At 71.1% G+C, this 16,877-nt stretch carries 17 protein-coding genes and 1 pseudogene; 6 read left to right on the top strand and 12 right to left on the bottom strand.

Annotated features, from left to right (window positions below; genetic code table 11):
- Window positions 1–18: 18 nt before the first annotated feature.
- Window positions 19–174, top strand: a complete 156-nt coding sequence (locus tag AB0D27_RS33210; protein WP_362516106.1) for a hypothetical protein — start codon at window positions 19–21, stop codon at window positions 172–174.
- Between the two features lie 3 nt (window positions 175–177).
- Here the strand turns inward: AB0D27_RS33210 and AB0D27_RS33205 are convergent, their stop codons facing one another.
- Genes AB0D27_RS33205 through AB0D27_RS33190 form a run of 4 tightly spaced genes read right to left on the bottom strand, consistent with a single transcriptional unit; the run spans window position 178 to window position 4,257 of the window.
- Window positions 178–1,383: a histidine kinase gene (locus tag AB0D27_RS33205; protein WP_362516105.1), complete on the bottom strand. Its 1,206-nt coding sequence runs from the start codon at window positions 1,381–1,383 to the stop codon at window positions 178–180.
- Window positions 1,380–3,122, bottom strand: coding sequence for a cation acetate symporter (locus AB0D27_RS33200; RefSeq protein ID WP_362516103.1), 1,743 nt, complete (start codon window positions 3,120–3,122; stop codon window positions 1,380–1,382). The genes AB0D27_RS33205 and AB0D27_RS33200 overlap by 4 nt, the downstream gene beginning before the upstream one ends.
- 3 nt (window positions 3,123–3,125) lie before the next feature.
- The gene (locus AB0D27_RS33195) at window positions 3,126–3,491 is read right to left on the bottom strand and encodes a hypothetical protein (RefSeq protein ID WP_362516101.1); all 366 of its coding nucleotides are present in this window, start codon (window positions 3,489–3,491) and stop codon (window positions 3,126–3,128) included.
- Between the two features lie 10 nt (window positions 3,492–3,501).
- Complete coding sequence (locus AB0D27_RS33190) at window positions 3,502–4,257, bottom strand: response regulator transcription factor (protein WP_362516099.1); 756 nt, start codon at window positions 4,255–4,257, stop codon at window positions 3,502–3,504.
- Between the two features lie 77 nt (window positions 4,258–4,334).
- Between AB0D27_RS33190 and AB0D27_RS33185 the strand changes: the two genes are divergently transcribed.
- From AB0D27_RS33185 to AB0D27_RS33165, 5 genes are all read left to right on the top strand, one after another.
- Window positions 4,335–4,838, top strand: a complete 504-nt coding sequence (locus tag AB0D27_RS33185) for an Lrp/AsnC family transcriptional regulator (protein ID WP_362516097.1) — start codon at window positions 4,335–4,337, stop codon at window positions 4,836–4,838.
- Between the two features lie 125 nt (window positions 4,839–4,963).
- A complete protein-coding gene (gene ddaH, locus AB0D27_RS33180) occupies window positions 4,964–5,785 on the top strand; it encodes a dimethylargininase (RefSeq protein WP_362516095.1) in 822 nt (273 codons plus the stop codon).
- Entirely contained in the window at window positions 5,782–7,008 is a 1,227-nt protein-coding gene (gene rocD / locus AB0D27_RS33175) for an ornithine--oxo-acid transaminase (RefSeq protein ID WP_362516094.1), read from the top strand. Before ddaH ends, rocD begins: the two co-directional genes overlap by 4 nt.
- A gap of 328 nt (window positions 7,009–7,336) precedes the next feature.
- Window positions 7,337–8,062, top strand: coding sequence for a lysophospholipid acyltransferase family protein (locus AB0D27_RS33170; protein WP_362516092.1), 726 nt, complete (start codon window positions 7,337–7,339; stop codon window positions 8,060–8,062).
- Window positions 8,063–8,103: 41 nt separating this feature from the next.
- A complete protein-coding gene (locus AB0D27_RS33165; protein WP_362516090.1) occupies window positions 8,104–9,129 on the top strand; it encodes an NAD-dependent epimerase/dehydratase family protein in 1,026 nt (341 codons plus the stop codon).
- A gap of 46 nt (window positions 9,130–9,175) precedes the next feature.
- Here AB0D27_RS33165 and AB0D27_RS33160 read toward each other — a convergent pair whose 3' ends face one another.
- The 8 genes and pseudogenes from AB0D27_RS33160 to AB0D27_RS33125 all read right to left on the bottom strand — a co-directional run.
- Window positions 9,176–10,771, bottom strand: coding sequence for an alpha/beta hydrolase (locus tag AB0D27_RS33160; protein ID WP_362516089.1), 1,596 nt, complete (start codon window positions 10,769–10,771; stop codon window positions 9,176–9,178).
- A 137-nt stretch (window positions 10,772–10,908) separates the two neighbouring features.
- The gene (locus AB0D27_RS33155) at window positions 10,909–11,667 is read right to left on the bottom strand and encodes an urease accessory protein UreD (protein ID WP_362516087.1); all 759 of its coding nucleotides are present in this window, start codon (window positions 11,665–11,667) and stop codon (window positions 10,909–10,911) included.
- Window positions 11,664–12,347: an urease accessory protein UreG gene (gene ureG / locus AB0D27_RS33150; RefSeq protein ID WP_362516150.1), complete on the bottom strand. Its 684-nt coding sequence runs from the start codon at window positions 12,345–12,347 to the stop codon at window positions 11,664–11,666. Before ureG ends, AB0D27_RS33155 begins: the two co-directional genes overlap by 4 nt.
- 144 nt (window positions 12,348–12,491) lie before the next feature.
- On the bottom strand, window positions 12,492–13,166 hold the full coding sequence (locus tag AB0D27_RS33145) for an urease accessory UreF family protein (protein WP_362516085.1): 675 nt from the start codon (window positions 13,164–13,166) through the stop codon (window positions 12,492–12,494).
- Window positions 13,166–14,887 carry an urease subunit alpha gene (locus AB0D27_RS33140; RefSeq protein WP_362516083.1) on the bottom strand — a complete coding sequence of 574 codons (1,722 nt, stop codon included), beginning with the start codon at window positions 14,885–14,887 and terminating at the stop codon, window positions 13,166–13,168. The genes AB0D27_RS33145 and AB0D27_RS33140 overlap by 1 nt, the downstream gene beginning before the upstream one ends.
- A complete protein-coding gene (locus AB0D27_RS33135; RefSeq protein WP_362516082.1) occupies window positions 14,880–15,191 on the bottom strand; it encodes an urease subunit beta in 312 nt (103 codons plus the stop codon). The genes AB0D27_RS33140 and AB0D27_RS33135 overlap by 8 nt, the downstream gene beginning before the upstream one ends.
- A gap of 16 nt (window positions 15,192–15,207) precedes the next feature.
- Window positions 15,208–15,510: an urease subunit gamma gene (locus AB0D27_RS33130; protein WP_121416835.1), complete on the bottom strand. Its 303-nt coding sequence runs from the start codon at window positions 15,508–15,510 to the stop codon at window positions 15,208–15,210.
- Between the two features lie 747 nt (window positions 15,511–16,257).
- Window positions 16,258–16,877 (bottom strand): annotated as a pseudogene (locus AB0D27_RS33125) (hypothetical protein); the annotation flags it as partial.

Raw genomic sequence — 16,877 nt, 5'->3', positions numbered from 1 at the left:
CTGGAGGAGGGTGCTGCGATGCCCGGTACGACGAAGACGATGGGGGTGCTCACCGTGGGCGGGCTCGTCGTGGTGACGGCCTACACGGTGGCACTCGGCAGCAACGGCTGGCTGTGGTTCGGCTGGGTCGTGCTCGGCCTGATCACGCTGGGGATGGTGGCCTCGCGCACCTGACGCTCATGCTCTGGGCAGCCGTCCCGCGGAGTGCACGCCCGGCTGGTACTTGGGCAGCCGGGCGGTGATCTTCATGCCGGCGCCCACCGCGGTCTCGATCACGAGGCCGTAGTCGTCCCCGTAGACCTGGCGCAGGCGTTCGTCGACGTTGGAGAGCCCGATGCCGCCGGAGGGGCTGGCCTCCCCGGAGAGGATGCGGCGCAGCCGCTCGGGGTCCATTCCGGCGCCGTTGTCCTCGATGACGACCAGTGCCTCGGCGCCCGCGTCCTGTGCCGTGATGCTGATATGGCTCTTGTCGGTCTTGCCCTCCAGGCCGTGTTTGACGGCGTTCTCCACGAGGGGCTGGAGGCAGAGGAAGGGCAGCGCGATCGGCAGTACCTCCGGGGCGATCTGCAGGGTGACGGACAGCCGCTCCCCGAAGCGGGCCCGTACGAGCGCCAAGTAGTGGTCGATGGCGTGCAGTTCGTCGGCGAGGGTGGTGAAGTCGCCGTGCCGGCGGAACGAGTAGCGCGTGAAGTCCGCGAATTCGAGAAGCAGTTCGCGGGCCCGCTCGGGGTCGGTGCGGACGAACGAGGCGATCACCGCCAGCGAGTTGAAGATGAAGTGCGGTGATATCTGGGCGCGCAGTGCCTTGATCTCGGCCTCGATCAGACGGGTACGGGACCGGTCGAGGTCGGCGAGTTCCAGTTGCACCGAGACCCAGCGGGCGACCTCACCCGCCGCCCGTACGAGGACGGCGGACTCGCGGGGCGCGCAGGCGACGAGGGCGCCGTGCACGCGTTCGTCGACGGTGAGCGGTGCGACGACGGCCCAGCGCAGCGGGCAGTCGGGCTCGTCACACGTCAGCCGGAAGGCCTCGCCGCGGCCGGTCTCCAGCGGGCCGCCCAGCCGTTCCATGATCTCGGCGCGGTGGTGCGCCCCGATCCCGTCCCAGGCGAGCACCCTCTCCTGGTCGGTGAGGCACAGCGCGTCCGTGCCGAGCAGGGTGCGCAGCCGTCGCGCCGACCGACCGGCCGTCTCCTGCGTGAGGCCCGCGCGCAGTGGAGGCGCGGCGAGCGAGGCGGTGTGCAGGGTCTGGAAGGTGGCGTGCTCCACGGGGGTGCCGAGCCCGCCGAGGCTCTCGGGCCGCGCGGTGCGCCTGCCGAGCCAGAACCCGGCGGCGAGCAACGGGAGTACGGCGACGCAGAGCCCGGCGAGGAATCCACTCACGCCTCTGCCTCCCTCGCACTCACGGCCGCCCGCACCTGTCCGTCCGACAGCTCCTCCGGCAGGTGGAACCGCGCGAGGATCGCCGCCGTCCCGGCCGGGACGCGGCCCGGGGTTGCCAGTGACACCAGCACCATCGTCACGAAGCCGAGCGGTACGGACCACAGCGCGGGCCAGGCGAGGAGCGCGTGCAGCGAGCCCGTGCCCGGACAGCCCGCCATGGTCGCGCCGACCGCGACGAGCGCCGAGCCGCCCCCGACGAGCATCCCGGCGGCGGCACCCGGCGGGGTGAGCCGCCGCCACCAGATGCCCAGCACCAGCAGGGGGCAGAAGGAGGACGCGGACACCGCGAACGCGAGCCCCACCGCGTCGGCGACCGGCAACCCGCCCACCAGCACGCTCGCGGCGAGAGGCACGGCCATCGCGAGCACGGTGCCGAGCCGGAAGTGCCGTACGCCGCGCGAGGGCAGCACGTCCTGTGTGAGCACGCCCGCGACCGCCATGGTCAGTCCGGACGCGGTCGACAGGAACGCCGCGAAGGCCCCGCCCGCGACCAGCGCGCCCAGGAGGTCCGCGCCGAGCCCGCCGAGCATCCGGTCGGGCAACAGGAGTACGGCGGCGTCCGCGTCGCCGGTGAGGCTGAGTTCGGGGGCGTAAAGCCTTCCCAGCGCCCCATAGACGGGCGGGAGGAGGTAGAAGGCGCCGATCAGGCCGAGCACGGCGACCGTGGTGCGGCGGGCGGCCACGCCGTGCGGGCTGGTGTAGAAGCGGACGACGACGTGGGGCAGTCCCATCGTGCCGAGGAACGTGGCGAGGATCAGTCCGTACGTGGCGTACAGCGGGCGTTCCTCTCGGCCCGCCGCCAGCGACGTCGACATGCCGCCGTTGCTGCCGCGGTCGGCCACCGGCACCGGGTCGCCCTTGGTGAAGGTCAGCCGGGTACCGGCCTCGATGTGGTGGACGCCGACGGACAGACGGACGCGCTCGTCCTCGTACCGTCGGCCGTCGACGGTGCCGCTCGTGGTGACGCCGAGCGGCCGGGAGAGCTTCAGGTCGAGGGTGTCGTCGACCCGTACGACGCGCTGTTCGCGGAAGGTCGCCGGTTCGTCGAAGATGTCGCGGGGCGCGCCGTGGGCCTGCCAGGCGAGCACGAGGAAGAGTGCGGGGACCAGCAGGGCGGTGAGTTTGAGCCAGTACTGGAAGGCCTGTACGAAGGTGATGCTGCGCATGCCGCCCGCGGCGACGGTGGCGACCACGACGACGGCGACGAGCACTCCCCCGAACCAGTCGGGAGCGTCGGTCAGCACGGCCAACGTCAGCCCGGCTCCCTGCAGTTGGGGCAGCAGATACAGCCAGCCGACGCCGACGACGAAGGCACCCGCCAGGCGCCGCACCGCGTGCGAGCCGAGCCGCGCCTCGGCGAAGTCGGGCAGGGTGTACGCGCCGGAGCGGCGCAGCGGGGCCGCCACGAAGAGCAGCAGGACGAGGTAGCCCGCCGTGTAGCCGACCGGGTACCAGAGCATGTCGGGGCCCTGGACCAGCACCAGGCCCGCGATGCCCAGGAAGGAGGCGGCGGAGAGGTATTCGCCGCTGATCGCGGCGGCGTTCAGCCGGGGGCCCACGGTGCGTGAGGCGACGTAGAAGTCGGAGGTGGTCCGGGAGATACGCAGCCCGAACGCGCCGACCAGGACGGTCGCGACGACGACGAGGGCGACCGCGGGGACGGCGTAGTTCTGGTCCACGGTTCAGCGGTCCTGATCCTCGACGAGCCGTACGAAGTCGTTCTCGTTGCGCTCCGCGCGGCGGACGTACCAGCGGGCCAGCAGCACCAGCGGCGGGTACACGCAGAAGCCGAGCACGGCCCACTCCAGGGCCGCCCCGTCCGGCATCGCGGCGAAGACGAGGGGCAGCGGGCCGACGAGCAGCACCAGGACGGCGAACACCAGCAGCGCCACGCGGAGTTGACTGCGCATCAGGGAGCGGACGTAGGTGTGGCCGAGCGTGGTCTGTTCGTCGATCTCGGTCCTGGGCCGGTAGTAGCCGGACGTCCGGCGAGTGCGCCGGGGCACTCCGGTGACGACCACGCGGCGTTCGGTCGGGTCATGCGGCACGCCGCCCTCCTCAGCTCGTCGTCCGGCGCAGCAGCAGGTCGCGCAGTTCGCGTGCGTGCCGACGGCTGACCTGGAGCTCGACGGAGTCGACGAGGACACTCACCGTGCCCGCGTCCAGGCGGAGTTCGCCGATGTGGCGCAGTGCGACGAGGTGGCGCCGGTGGATGCGGACGAAGCCGCGGGAGCGCCAGCGTTCTTCGAGAGTGGACAGCGGGATGCGGACGAGATGGCTGCCCTGGGCGGTGTACAGACGGGCGTAGTCGCCGTGGGCCTCGGCATGGGTAATGTCCTCGACGGCCACGAAGCGGGTGACGCCGCCGAGTTCGACGGATATGTGGTCGGGGTCGGGCTCGTGCACCGGTATCAGCGGGGCGGTGTCCCTGAGGTGGACGGCCCGCCGGACGGCCTCGGCGAGGCGTTCCCTGCGGACCGGCTTGAGCACGTAGTCGACGGCCTTCAGGTCGAAGGCCTGCACGGCGAAGCCCTCGTGAGCGGTGACGAACACGACGAGCGGCGGCTGGGCGAACCCGGTGAGCAGCCGGGCCAGATCGAGTCCGTCGAGCCCGGGCATGTGGATGTCGAGGAAGACGACGTCGATCGCCTCGGGTCCGCCGGGCCCGGACTCGAGGGCCCGGTTGATCCGGCGCAGCGCCTCGGTCGCGTCGCTCGCCCCCTCGGCGCTGCCGACCCGTGGATCGGCGTTCAGCAGATAGAGGAGTTCCTCCAGGGACGGTTGTTCGTCGTCGACGGCGAGCGCGCGCAGCATGACAGTGGAGTGTAAGAGCGATTCGTACGCCTGGACATGTGCGGGGCGTGGACATGGCCGCTGGATACAGTGCCGCCATGAACAGCAAGCCCGCGATGTTCGACGACCTCGACCGCAAGATCATCACGGCCCTGATGGCCAATGCCAGGACGAGCTTCGCGGAGATCGGCGCGGCGATCGGCCTGTCCGCCACCGCGGTCAAGCGCCGCGTCGACCGGCTGCGCGAGACCGGTGTGATCACCGGGTTCACCGCCACGGTGAAGCCCGCGGCACTCGGCTGGCGCACGGAGGCGTACGTCGAGGTGTACTGCGAGGGCGCGGCGCCGCCCCGGCGCCTCGCGGAGGTGGTGCGCAACCACCCGGAGATCACCGCGGCGATGACCGTGACCGGGGGCGCGGACGCGCTGCTGCATGTGCGGGCGACCGATGTGGAGCACTTCGAGGAGGTCCTGGAGCGTATCCGCATCGAGCCGTTCATCCGGAAGACGATCAGCTACATGGTGCTGTCCCATCTGCTGCCGGAGGCTCCGGAAGCGGGCGCGACCCACGCCGCACCGGATGACGCATCAAACGTGCGCTGACTGGCGGAACTGCGCAGCAAAGCTGCGTACACGCGCAGCTCTCGTCGCTTGTCGCCCGTATCCCCCGTTTCCTACCGTGGAGGCACCCCCCAGCCCGACACCGCAGGAAGCGGAGGACCCTCTCTGTGCCCGACAGCCGTGTGCCGCGCCCCCGGCGCTTTCTCGTCTGCGAACCCAGACACTTCGCCGTGCAGTACGCGATCAATCCCTGGATGCATCCCGACACACCCGTGGATGTCGATCTCGCCCGGGGGCAGTGGCAGGCGCTGATCAGCGCCTACCGCGCCCACGGCCACACCGTCGACGCCGTGGAGCCGGTCGCCGGCCTCCCGGACATGGTGTTCGCGGCCAACTCGGCGCTGGTCCTCGCGGGCCGCGTCTTCGGCTCGCTCTTCCATGCCCCGCAGCGCCGTCCCGAGTCCACCGCGTACGAGACCTGGTTCAAGGCGGCCGGTTTCGACGTCTACCGTCCCGAGTCCGTGTGCGAGGGCGAGGGCGATCTGGTCCCGACCGGCCGGTATGTCCTGGCCGGCACCGGATTCCGTACGACGCCCGACGCGCATCGCGAGGTGCAGGAGTTCTTCGGCGTCCCGGTGATCAGCCTCCAACTGGTGGACCCGCGCTTCTACCACCTGGACACGGCACTGTTCGTCCTCGATGACGGGCACGAAGCAAACATCGCGTACTACCCGGAGGCGTTCTCGCCGGGCAGCCGCGAGGTGCTCGCGCGGCTCTTTCCTGACGCGGTGCTCGCCACCCGCGAGGACGCCATGACCTTCGGCCTCAACTCCGTCTCCGACGGCCGCCACGTCTTCATCGCGCCGCGCGCCGAAGCGCTCGCCGACCAGCTCGCACGCCACGGTTACGTCCCCGTCCCCGTCGACCTCTCGGAGTTCCACAAGGCCGGCGGCGGCATCAAGTGCTGCACTCAGGAGATCCGCTCATGACCGCTCCCGCCCGTACGCGCACCTCAGCCGAGCTGATCCGCGCCGAGGCGCCCGTCCTCGCGCACAACTACCACCCGCTGCCGGTGGTCGTCGCCCGTGCCGAGGGCACCTGGGTCGAGGACGTCGAGGGCCGCCGTTACCTCGACATGCTGGCGGGCTACTCGGCGCTCAACTTCGGCCACCGCAACCCGGTACTGATCGAGGCGGCGCACCGCCAGCTCGACCAGCTCACCCTCACCTCGCGCGCCTTCCACAACGACCGCCTCGCCGAATTCGCGGAATCGCTGGCGGAGTTGACGGGCCTGGACATGGTGCTGCCCATGAACACGGGCGCGGAGGCGGTGGAGAGCGCCATCAAGGTGGCCCGCAAGTGGGCGTACGAGGTGAAGGGCGTCGCGGCCGACCGGGCGACCATCGTCGTGGCCGCGGACAACTTCCACGGCCGTACGACCACGATCGTCAGCTTCTCCACCGACGAGACGGCCCGCACCGGCTTCGGCCCCTTCACGCCCGGCTTCCGTGTCGTCCCGTACAACGACCTCGCCGCGCTCGAGGCGGCCGTCGACGAGACGACCGCGGCCGTGCTGATCGAGCCCATCCAGGGGGAGGCGGGCGTCGTGATCCCGGACGACGGCTACCTCGCCGGTGTCCGGGAACTGACCCGCCGTACCGGCTGTCTGTTCATCGCGGACGAGATCCAGTCGGGCCTGGGCCGCACGGGTACCACCCTCGCCGTCGAGCACGAGGCCGTCGTCCCCGACCTGCTGCTCCTCGGCAAAGCGCTCGGCGGCGGCATCGTGCCGGTCTCCGCGGTCGTCGGACGCCGGGACGTGCTGGAGGTGCTGCGGCCCGGCGAGCACGGCTCGACGTTCGGCGGCAATCCGCTCGCCGCGGCGGTCGGCTCCGCCGTCGTCGGACTGTTGGGGACCGGTGAATACCAGTGCCGGGCGGCCGAGTTGGGCGTGGTCCTGCGGGGCGGCCTGGCAGCGCTCGTCGGCAAGGGCGTCGAGGGCTTCCGCGCCCGGGGTCTGTGGGCGGGCGTCGACATCGACCCCGCCATCGGCACGGGCCGCGAGATCAGCGAGGGCCTGATGCGGGAGGGCGTTCTCGTCAAGGACACCCACGGTTCGACGATCCGGCTGGCCCCGCCCCTGACCATCACCGGCGAGGAACTCCGGTCGGCCCTGGGGGCGTTGGAGAAGGTGCTGGCGCGAGGGGTCTGATACCCCCACGACAAACGATGAGCGGGCGCCGGACGACGGCGCCCGCTCGTTTCGTCTCCGCAGCCGGTTCCAGGGCTTGAATACAGCAGGCGGCAGCCGGGATCAAGGAGCCGCCGCCTGCCAGTCATGACCGGTGATTGCGCCACGCTGTGCCATCCGGTTGATGCGGGTCGGCCAGAGGCAGCAACCTGCATGGGGTCAGCGCGTGTCCGATCGGACCGGGTTACGCACGGCAACATCCGCCTCTACACTGGCGTCCCAGCAAAGGGCCGTTGACCTGCAAGAACGCGGCGGTTGAGCCGATCCGACAAAGTGAGGAGCGACCCCCATGTTCTATTACGTGCTCAAATACGTGCTTCTGGGTCCACTGTTGAGGCTGGTCTTCCGGCCCCGGATCGAGGGGCTTGAGCACATTCCGTCATCGGGGCCCGCCATTGTCGCCGGCAATCATCTGTCGTTCTCGGACCACTTCCTGATGCCGGCGATCCTCAAGCGGCGTATCACCTTCCTGGCGAAGGCCGAGTACTTCACGGGTCCGGGCATCAAGGGCCGGCTGACGGCCGCCTTCTTCCGCAGCGCGGGGCAGATTCCGGTGGACCGTTCGGGCAAGGATGCGGGGCAGGCCGCGATCCGCGAAGGGCTCGGCGTACTGCGCAAGAACGAGCTGCTCGGGATCTATCCGGAGGGCACCCGCTCACACGACGGCCGCCTCTACAAGGGCAAGGTCGGCGTCGCCGTGATGGCGCTCAGAGCCCAGGTCCCGGTGATCCCCTGCGCGATGATCGGCACCTTCGAGGCCCAGCCCCCCGGCAAGGTCATCCCGAACATCCATCCCGTCGTCATCCGCTTCGGCAAACCCCTCGACTTCTCCCGCTACGCCGGGATGGAGCATGAGAAGGCCATCCTGCGCGCCATCACCGACGAGATCATGTACGCCATCCTGTCCCTCTCCGAGCAGGAGTACGTCGACCGGTACGCGGCCGTCGTCAAGGCCGAGGAGGCCGCCGAGAGCGCGGCGAACGCCCGCAAGTTCCCGCGGATGCCGCTGAGTTGACCGGCCGCCCGATGATCGTACGTCCTGTACATTCCTTACGTATGAGACGTGTTGTAGTGATCGGAGCGACGGGGCAGATCGGACGCGCGGCCGTGGGCGCGCTCGCGCGGGACGGCTGGGCGGTGACGGCCGCGTCGCGCGGCGGCGGCCGGGACGACAGCTGGCCGGCGGAGGTGCGCACGGCGCGGCTCGACCGCGCGGACGACACCGCGCTGGCCGCGGTGATCGGCGACGGCTGCGACGTGCTGGTCGACATCGTCGCCTACGGGGCGGAACACGGACGCCAGTTGACGGGACTGGCCGGTCGCGTCGGCTCGGCCGTGGTGATCTCCAGCGTGGCGGTGTACGAGGACGACAAGGGACGCGGCTTCGACACACAGGCGGAGCCGGACGGCTTTCCCGAGTACCCCGTGCCGATTGCGGAGAGCCTGCGCACCGTTCGGCCGGGCGAGGCCACGTACAGCACGCGCAAGGTGGCCCTGGAGCGCGAACTCCTCGGCGCGGGCGAGCTGTTGCCGACGACCCTGCTGCGCGCGGGCGCCATCCACGGCCCCTACTGCCGCTCGCCCCGCGAACTGTATTTCGTCAAGCGCAACCTCGACGGCCGCCGCAGGCGGGTCCTCGCCTTCGACGGAGCGAGCCGCTTTCATCCGGCGAGTGTCCACACCATCGCCGAGCTGATCCGCCTGGCGGCCACCCGTCCGGGCGCACGCGTCCTCAACGCCTGCGATCCCGACGCGCCGACGGTGGCGGAGATCGGTGCGGCGATCGACGCGGTGATGGGTGTCGAGACGGAGGACGTCCTGGTGGACGGGCCTCCACCGCGTCCCACGGTGGGCGATACGCCGTGGTCGGTGCCGCTGCCCGTCATCTTCGACATGACGGCAGCGGAGCGGGAGTTGGGCTACCGCCCCGTCGTCCGCTACGCCGAAACACTCACGGAGACGGTCGCCTCGATCGAGCGCCAACTGGCCGGGCGGGACTGGCGGGAGGCCTATCCCGCCGTGCTCCGGGCGTACGGGGATCTCTTCGACTACGCGGCGGAAGACGCCTGGTTGGCGTCGTGAGCGAGGGGGCGGCCGGAAACCCGGCCGCCCCCTCGTGCACAGGGGACTACGGCTTCGGCGTGGCGTGCGGCGCGCACGTCACATCGGCCGCGTCCGTCGCGCCGGTGAGCAGGTAGGTGTCCACCCGCTCGTTGATGCACGGGTTGACCAGTCCGGTCACGCCGTGCGAGCCCGCGTCCTGTTCGGTGATCAGACGGGAGCCCTTGAAGCGGTTGTGCAGTTCGACGGCGCCGGGGTACGGGGTGGCGGCGTCACGCGTGGACTGCACGATCAGGACGGCCGGCAGCCCCTTGCCCGTCTTCACGTTCACGGGCGTCTGCTGCTTGACCGGCCAGGTGGCACAGGGCAGGTTCATCCACGCGTTGGCCCACGTCATGAACGGGTAGTCCTTGTTGAGCCGCGTGTTGTCCCTGTCCCACTTCGACCAGCTGGTGGGCCACTGGGCGTCGGTGCACTCGACGGCCGTGTAGACGGCGTTGCCGTTCTCCGAGGCGATGTTGCCCGCGGTGTCCGACAGGTCGGGGGAGGCGGCGTCGACGAGCGCCTGGGTGTCACCGGCGACGTACTTGCTGAACGCCGTCGCGACCGGCACCCACGAGGAGTCGTAGTACGGGGCGCTCTGGAAGAAGCCGATCAGCTCGGCGGGGCCGACGACGCCACCGAGCGGGTTCGCCTTGGCGGTGGCCCGGAGCTTGAGCCACTGGTCCTGCACCTTGGCGCGGGTGTCGCCGAGGTGGAAGGTCGCGTCGTTCTTGGCGACCCAGTCCTCCCAGTCCTTCCAGCGGCCCTCGAAGGCGATGTCCTGCTCCAGGTTGGCCTGGTACCAGATGTTCTTCCGCGCCGGGTTGACGACACTGTCGACGACCATGCGGCGGACGTGCCCCGGGAAGAGCGTGCCGTAGACGGCGCCGAGGTAGGTGCCGTACGAGACGCCCAGGTAGTTGAGCTTCTTCTCACCGAGGGCGGCGCGGATGACATCGAGGTCGCGGGCGGTGTTCGGCGTGGTCATCTGCGGCAGCATGTCGCCACTGCGCTCGGCGCAGCCGTCCGCGTACTCGGCGGCCAGCTTGCGCTGGGCCTGCTTGTCCGCCTCTGTGTCCGGCACCGGATCGGCCTTGGGCGCCTTCACGAACTCCTGCGGGTCAATGCAGGAGATGGGCGCCGAGTGGCCGACACCGCGCGGGTCGAAGCCCACGAAGTCGTATGCCTTGGCGGCGTTCGCCCAGATGGCGTTCTTGGTGGTCACGCGGCGCGGGAAGCGCATGCCGGAGCCGCCGGGGCCACCGGGGTTGTAGACGAGGGCGCCCTGGCGCTCCTCCTTGGTGCCGGTGTTCCCGATGCGGTCGACGGCGAGCTTGATCTGCTTGCCGTTCGGGTGGGCGTAGTTGAGCGGGACGGTGACCCAGCCGCACTGGATCGGCTTCTCGAAGCCCCAGTCCGCGGGACAGTCCTGCCAGTCGATCCCGGCCTTGGCGGCCCGCTGCGCCGCGATCGCCGCTCCGCGCTGTTCGCGGTCCTGGCCGTGGCGCGAGTCGGCGCTGGCTGACGGAGCCGCCACGGCACCGGCCAGCAGGGTCGCCGTGACGAGCGCTCCGGCCGAACCGAGCGCTGTAACCCGTCTCGTAGGTCTCTTGGACCTCAAGTGGGACCTCCCCGTACATCGTTGCGATTGGTACGGGGATCCTTTCGGCTGTGAGGGGCCTGAGAACAGACGTTAACGGTCTTCTTTACTAATCCGATAACCGGTGTGCGCTGTTCCGTTGAGCGGAGACGTTTCTCTCAGCCCAGGGTGCGCAGCGCCTCGTCCAGCACCCGCCGCAGTCGCAGCGCGTCGGACGCGAGCGCGGTCACGAGCACGGCCGGCCCGGCGAGCGGGGTCAGCGCCGCGTACTCCCCCAGTAGGCGGCCCCCGGGCGGCTCGGTGGCGAACTCAGGTCGCACGACGACCAGTTGCCCGAGCGCGCGATGGCCGGCAAGGACAGCGGGCCCGTCCCAACCGCCGGGCGCACCCTGGCCGCACGCCAACTCCTGGTCCAGCAGCGCCCGCCCGCCGAGCCGCACGGTGAGACGGTTGGTGAGCCGGCCGGGTTCCTCCCCAGCGCGCCCGAGTACCTGCTCCTCCCGGAACACGAGCCGGGCGCCTTCCTGGAGTTCGATGCGCGAGGTGACATACAGCTCACTGCCACCTGCGGAGATCAACTGCTCGGGCAGCCAGCACAGCTCGCCCCCTTCGGCGACGTCGAGCCGCACGTCGTAACGCGCCTCCCCCTTCGCCTGCCCGGGCAGCGCGATGGTGGCGGCCGCGGACCCGACGGACAGCCGTGCGCCGTCGCCCACCCGCGCCTCGACGGTGAGGTGATCGCCGCCGAGCGGACCGCTCATCGCGCCGACGAGCATGACACGCGCCTCGGAACCACTGGCCCGGGTGCGCCGCAGGGCGAGCGGCCCCTCCCCCTCCAGCACCGGCAAGGAAGTCCCGCCCCGCCCGTCGTCGCGCGCCGCGATCCGAGCGGTCGCCCGCACTCCCGCCGTCGTCATGCCGTCCACGCGGCGAGCCGTCCCCGCACCCAGTCCGCTACGGCCGCGACCCCGCCCTCGGCCCGCAGCGACTGGAAGACGACCGGCAGTTCGGCCCGCTGCGCCTTGGCATCGGCCGCCATACGTCCCAGATCGGACCCCACGTACGGCGCGAGGTCGGTCTTGTTCACGACGAGCAGATCGGCGGTCGTGACCCCGGGGCCGCCCTTGCGCGGAATATCGTCCCCACCCGCGACATCGATCACGAAGATCTGCGCGTCCACGAGCCCCTTGGAGAAGGTGGCCGTCAGATTGTCGCCCCCGGACTCCACGAGGATCAGATCCAGCGGCCCGACCTCGTCCTCCAGATCCTCGACCGCCTCGAGATTGGCGGAGATGTCGTCCCGGATGGCGGTGTGCGGGCAGGCCCCCGTCTCCACGGCGGTGATCCGCTCCGGCGGCAGCACGGCTTCCCGGAGCAGGAACTCCGCGTCCTCCCGCGTATAGATGTCATTGGTGACGACGGCGAGGGAGAGCTCCTCACGCAGAACACGGCAGAGCGCCGCCACGGTCGCGGTCTTGCCCGATCCGACGGGGCCGCCGAGCCCGATCCGCAGAGCGCGACGAGAACCGTCAGGGCGGTGGGCGTCGGCGCTGACGGCGGAGGGCCCTTCGTCAGAGTGGTCGTGGTCGAGGTGCATCATTACGGCTCCAGCGAGGTCAGTCAGCCCGTCCGGCGTTTGAGGACGAGACCGTTAGGCCGATACGGGGGCCTGGGGGCGGAGCCCCCAGGTAGGGGACGGGTGGGGCGGAGGGGACAGGTGGGGCGGAGGGACGAAAACCCCCTACGACGCGAACAGTCGTACCGGCCAGCCCGCATGCGCCTCCGCGCTGATCTCCAGCAGCGGAGCAGAGGCGGCGGGCAGCGCATCGACACCGTCCACCAGCACACGACGGGCAGCGTCGGCCGCCGCGAGGGCCACCAGATCCAGCTCGGGGGCCAGCCGAGCCAGCACCGCGGTGGCATCAAAGGGGTCAAGGCTCAGCAACCGCACGGTGGCCGTCGCCGGCCCACTGACCGCCTCGTACGCGGAGCAGTACCCGGCATCCTCGGGCCCGAGCCCGGCCCCCCGGGCGGCCACCCCGAGAACGACGGGCTGATGCGCCCCTTTCGGGAACTCCCGTGCCAGCGCGTCCAGTTCGGCCGACGGCCACGTCGCCCGCGCGGCCCGCATCAGCTGCCGCCCGAGCCGGCGCGCCGCGACCCGCAACGCCGGCGACGGCGTACGGGCGTCGGCGGCGGCGTCCAGCTCCACCGGAGAGATCCCGGCCGCTGCCGCGGCCGCCAGCGAGGCCGACACCAGCCCAGCCGTATGCAGCCGCCCCCGGCAGAACGCTTCCAGACTCGCCGCCCCGGTGATCCGCCCGGCCTTGACCGCCGCCTCCGCCCCACCGGAGTGGGCATGTCCCCCGGCGGGAAAGCGGCCGTCGGCCAGGACGAGCAGTGCCGCGCGGGACATCAGAAGAGGAAGTAACGCTGGGACATGGGCAGTTCGGCGGCCGGCGTCGCCTCGACCAGCTCCCCGTCGATGTATACGGCGAAGCTGTCCGGATCGACCCGTACGCGCGGCCGCGCGTCGTTCTCCCGCATGTCGGCCTTGGTCACCGCACGCGTCGACTCGATGGCGACGAACCTCTTGCCGAGCGAGAGCCGCTCAGGCAGCCCGTCCTCGATGGCGAGCGGCGCCACGAAGTTGAACGAGTTCGAGGCCGGGGCCCGCCCGATCGCGCCGAACATCGGCCGGGGCAGAATCGGCTGCGGGGTGGGAATCGACGCGTTGGCGTCGCCCATCTGCGCGTACGCGATCTGGCCGCCCTTGATGACGAGGTGCGGCTTGACGCCGAAGAACGCGGGCTCCCAGAGCACGAGGTCGGCGAGCTTGCCGGTCTCGACGGAGCCGATCTCGCGGGCGAGGCCCTGCGCGAGCGCGGGGTTGATCGTGTACTTGGCGACATAACGCCGCACCCGACGATTGTCCGCACGCCCGTCACCGGGCAGCGCGCCCCGCCGACGCTTCATCACGTGAGCCGTCTGCCAGGTCCGCATGATGACCTCGCCGACCCGCCCCATGGCCTGAGCGTCGGACGAGATGATCGAAATGGCGCCCAGATCATGCAGGATGTCCTCGGCCCCGATCGTGGAGGGCCGGATCCGGGACTCGGCGAAGGCCAGGTCCTCGGGCACCGCCGCGTTCAGGTGGTGGCAGACCATCAGCATGTCGAGGTGTTCCTCGGCGGTGTTGACGGTGTAGGGCCGCGTCGGATTGGTGGAGCTGGGCAGCACATGCGGCTCGGAGACCACGGTCATGATGTCCGGCGCGTGGCCGCCGCCGGCACCCTCGGTGTGGTACGCGTGGATGCCGCGTCCGGCGATCGCGGCGAGCGTGTCGCCCACGAAACCGGACTCGTTGAGGGTGTCCGTGTGGATGGCGATCTGGATGCCGGTGCGGTCGGCGACGGTCAGCGCGGCGTCGATGACGGCGGGCGTGGAACCCCAGTCCTCGTGCAGCTTGAGGCCGAGCGCGCCGCCACGGATCTGCGACAGCATCGCGTCGTGCGAGACGGTGTTGCCCTTGCCGAGCAGGCCGAAGTTGAGGGGGTACTCCTCCATCGCCTCCAGCATCCGGGCCAGATGCCAGGGGCCGGGCGTGACGGTGGTCGCCTTGGAGCCCTCGGCGGGTCCGGTGCCGCCGCCCACCAACGTAGTGATACCCGACGCGAGCGCCTCCTCGGCGATCTGCGGACAGATCAGGTGAACGTGCGCGTCGATGGCGCCCGCCGTCAGGATCCGCCCGTTGCCCGCGATGATCTCGGTCTCCGGGCCGATGACCAGAGCGGGGTGGACGCCGTCCATCGTGTCCGGGTTGCCGGCCTTGCCGATCCCGGTGATCCGGCCGTCACGGATGCCGACGTCGGCCTTGACGATGCCCCAGTGGTCGACGATCACGACGCCCGTGATGACGGTGTCGGGGGTGCCGTCTGCGCGCGTAGTACGCGCCTGACCCATGGATTCGCGGATGACCTTGCCGCCGCCGAAGACGGCCTCGTCACCGGCGAGTCCGGGGCCGCCGGAACGGTCCTCCTCGATCTCGATCAGCAGATCGGTGTCGGCGAGCCGGATACGGTCGCCGGTGGTGGGGCCGAACAGATCGGCGTACGCGGCACGCGAGATCTCAGGCATCGAGGGCACCTCCGGTCTCACCGCGCAGTCCGGGCACCACACGGGCGCCGGCCAGCGGAACGAGTTCGACGTCGACGGGGATCCCGGGCTCGAAGCGCACGGCGGTGCCGGCGGCGACGTTGAGCCGCTTGCCGCGCGCCGCGGCGCGGTCGAAGTCCAGTCCGGGGTTGGCCTCGGCGAAGTGGTAGTGGGAGCCGACCTGGACGGGCCGGTCGGCGGCGTTGAGGACGGTCAGCCGGCTGACCTCGCGGCCCTCGTTGTAGACGACGGGCTCGTCCGCGAAAAGGATCTCTCCGGGAATCATGGCTCTCGCTCCCCCGTCAGACGATCGGGTCGTGGACGGTGACGAGCTTGGTGCCGTCCGGGAAGGTCGCCTCGACCTGGACGTCGTGGATCATTTCGGGGATCCCCTCCATGACGTCATCACGGGTGAGGATCTTGCGCCCGGAGGACATCAACTCGGCGACCGTACGACCGTCGCGCGCGCCTTCGAGGATGTGCGACGTGATGAGGGCTATGGCCTCGGGGTGGTTCAGTTTCAGCCCGCGGGCCCGCCGCTTCTCGGCCACGTCGGCAGCCACGTGAATCAGCAGCCTCTCTTGCTCGTGCGGGGTCAGTTGCACGGCGTCTCACCTCACAGTCCTCGCTCCGGACCGTGCGGGGTCCAGTGGCCGCAGCCACCAAAACCCCTGGTGGCATGGATGCGCACGCTAGTTGGCCGGAGTTTCAAGGACGTTAACCAGCCTGTGATCGACGCCCGGCCGCGCGGCGGACGTCCAGCTGCCCGGCTTCATCTCCGTCAGCCGAGCAAGCACCCTGCGGGTCAGCACGTCAGTCAGGGACACCGCCTCTCCCGGGCGGCCCCGTGCCGCGGCAGGACAGCGAGGAGCGGACCGTATACGGCGGTCGCCGCCTCGGCACGGGGACCAACCCACCGACCGCCTCCGTGGGTGGTGCGGTGCCTCCGTCCGCGAGGAACGCGGTGCTGCCCTGGGCCACGAGCATGGCCACTACCCGCCCCGTTCAACACCGGGGCACGAGCCGTCGTACCCCTGCTCGTACCGCGCTGCGCGCCCGCGCCGTCGGAGCAACTGGGCGGCCCGCGGCCCTGGCGGGTGGCGTCGCGACCGCGATCGCGCAGAGCCGGCCGGGGGCTTAAGCGGCGACCGGTGGGCGGAGGCCGCGCCGCCGGGCCTTTCTGCCCTGCCGGTGAGCGCAGCCGGCGCCGGACCGGTGGGTCCAGCGGGCCATGAGTGACGCTTCCGGCACCGGGCTAGGCGCCACCCTCCGCGAGGGCGTCGTCGAGGGCGCCTTCGACAGCGGGCATCCCGAGCGGGAGGCGGCGCCGCTCATCACGCGCCGGCGCTTCCTCAGCCCCGCCGACGCGGCCCAAGCCGGTCGGCACGATCCGCAGCGGCGGCGCAGGCGAGCGCAAGGGCCACCGGAGCGTCCCAGACCAGCGAGGAACCGGTCGCCGGCTCGGGCCCACCCCCGCCGCCCTCGATCCCATCACTCGACGGCACCACCCCGACCGCCGCGACGCACGCAACCACAAGCGCCACCGGAGCCAGCCCCACCAGCAAGGAACCGGCCCCCAGCTCGGGCCCAACCCCGCCGCCCTCGATCCCATCACTCGACGGCACCACCCCGACCGCCGCGACCCAGGCAACCGCAAAGGCCATCGGAGCCAGCCCCACCAGCGAGGAACCGGCCCCCGACTCGGGCCCAGCCCCGCCGCCCTCGATCCCAACCCTCGACGACACCACCCCGACCGCCGCGACGCACGCAACCACAAGGACCACCGGAGCCTGCCAGACCGGCGAGGGAGCGGTACCGGGCTCGGGCCCAACCCCGCCGCGCTCGATCTCGTCCTTCGGCGGCGTAGCCCCCATCGGCAGGCCCGCCGCTGACCCTGCCTGGGCGCGGTCCTGCCGGGCGGCGCGCAAGCGGCACGGGACGGCGCCGGACGCGTCCGCCGCGCGGGGCCCCG

The sequence above is a fragment of the Streptomyces sp. NPDC048415 genome, from assembly GCF_040651675.1.
Taxonomy (GTDB): Bacteria; Actinomycetota; Actinomycetes; order Streptomycetales; family Streptomycetaceae; genus Streptomyces.
Note: the sequence above shows the minus strand (reverse complement) of the source record. Positions and strands in the feature narration are given on the sequence as shown.

Coding starts and splice junctions, on each gene's coding strand:
- AB0D27_RS33210 (WP_362516106.1), top strand. CDS start 19: ATGCCCGGTACGACGAAGACGATGGGGGTGCTCACCGTGGGCGGGCTC.
- AB0D27_RS33190 (WP_362516099.1), bottom strand. CDS start 4,257: ATGCTGCGCGCGCTCGCCGTCGACGACGAACAACCGTCCCTGGAGGAA.
- AB0D27_RS33185 (WP_362516097.1), top strand. CDS start 4,335: ATGAACAGCAAGCCCGCGATGTTCGACGACCTCGACCGCAAGATCATC.
- rocD (WP_362516094.1), top strand. CDS start 5,782: ATGACCGCTCCCGCCCGTACGCGCACCTCAGCCGAGCTGATCCGCGCC.
- AB0D27_RS33170 (WP_362516092.1), top strand. CDS start 7,337: ATGTTCTATTACGTGCTCAAATACGTGCTTCTGGGTCCACTGTTGAGG.
- AB0D27_RS33165 (WP_362516090.1), top strand. CDS start 8,104: ATGAGACGTGTTGTAGTGATCGGAGCGACGGGGCAGATCGGACGCGCG.
- AB0D27_RS33155 (WP_362516087.1), bottom strand. CDS start 11,667: ATGACGACGGCGGGAGTGCGGGCGACCGCTCGGATCGCGGCGCGCGAC.
- ureG (WP_362516150.1), bottom strand. CDS start 12,347: ATGCACCTCGACCACGACCACTCTGACGAAGGGCCCTCCGCCGTCAGC.
- AB0D27_RS33145 (WP_362516085.1), bottom strand. CDS start 13,166: ATGTCCCGCGCGGCACTGCTCGTCCTGGCCGACGGCCGCTTTCCCGCC.
- AB0D27_RS33140 (WP_362516083.1), bottom strand. CDS start 14,887: ATGCCTGAGATCTCGCGTGCCGCGTACGCCGATCTGTTCGGCCCCACC.
- AB0D27_RS33135 (WP_362516082.1), bottom strand. CDS start 15,191: ATGATTCCCGGAGAGATCCTTTTCGCGGACGAGCCCGTCGTCTACAAC.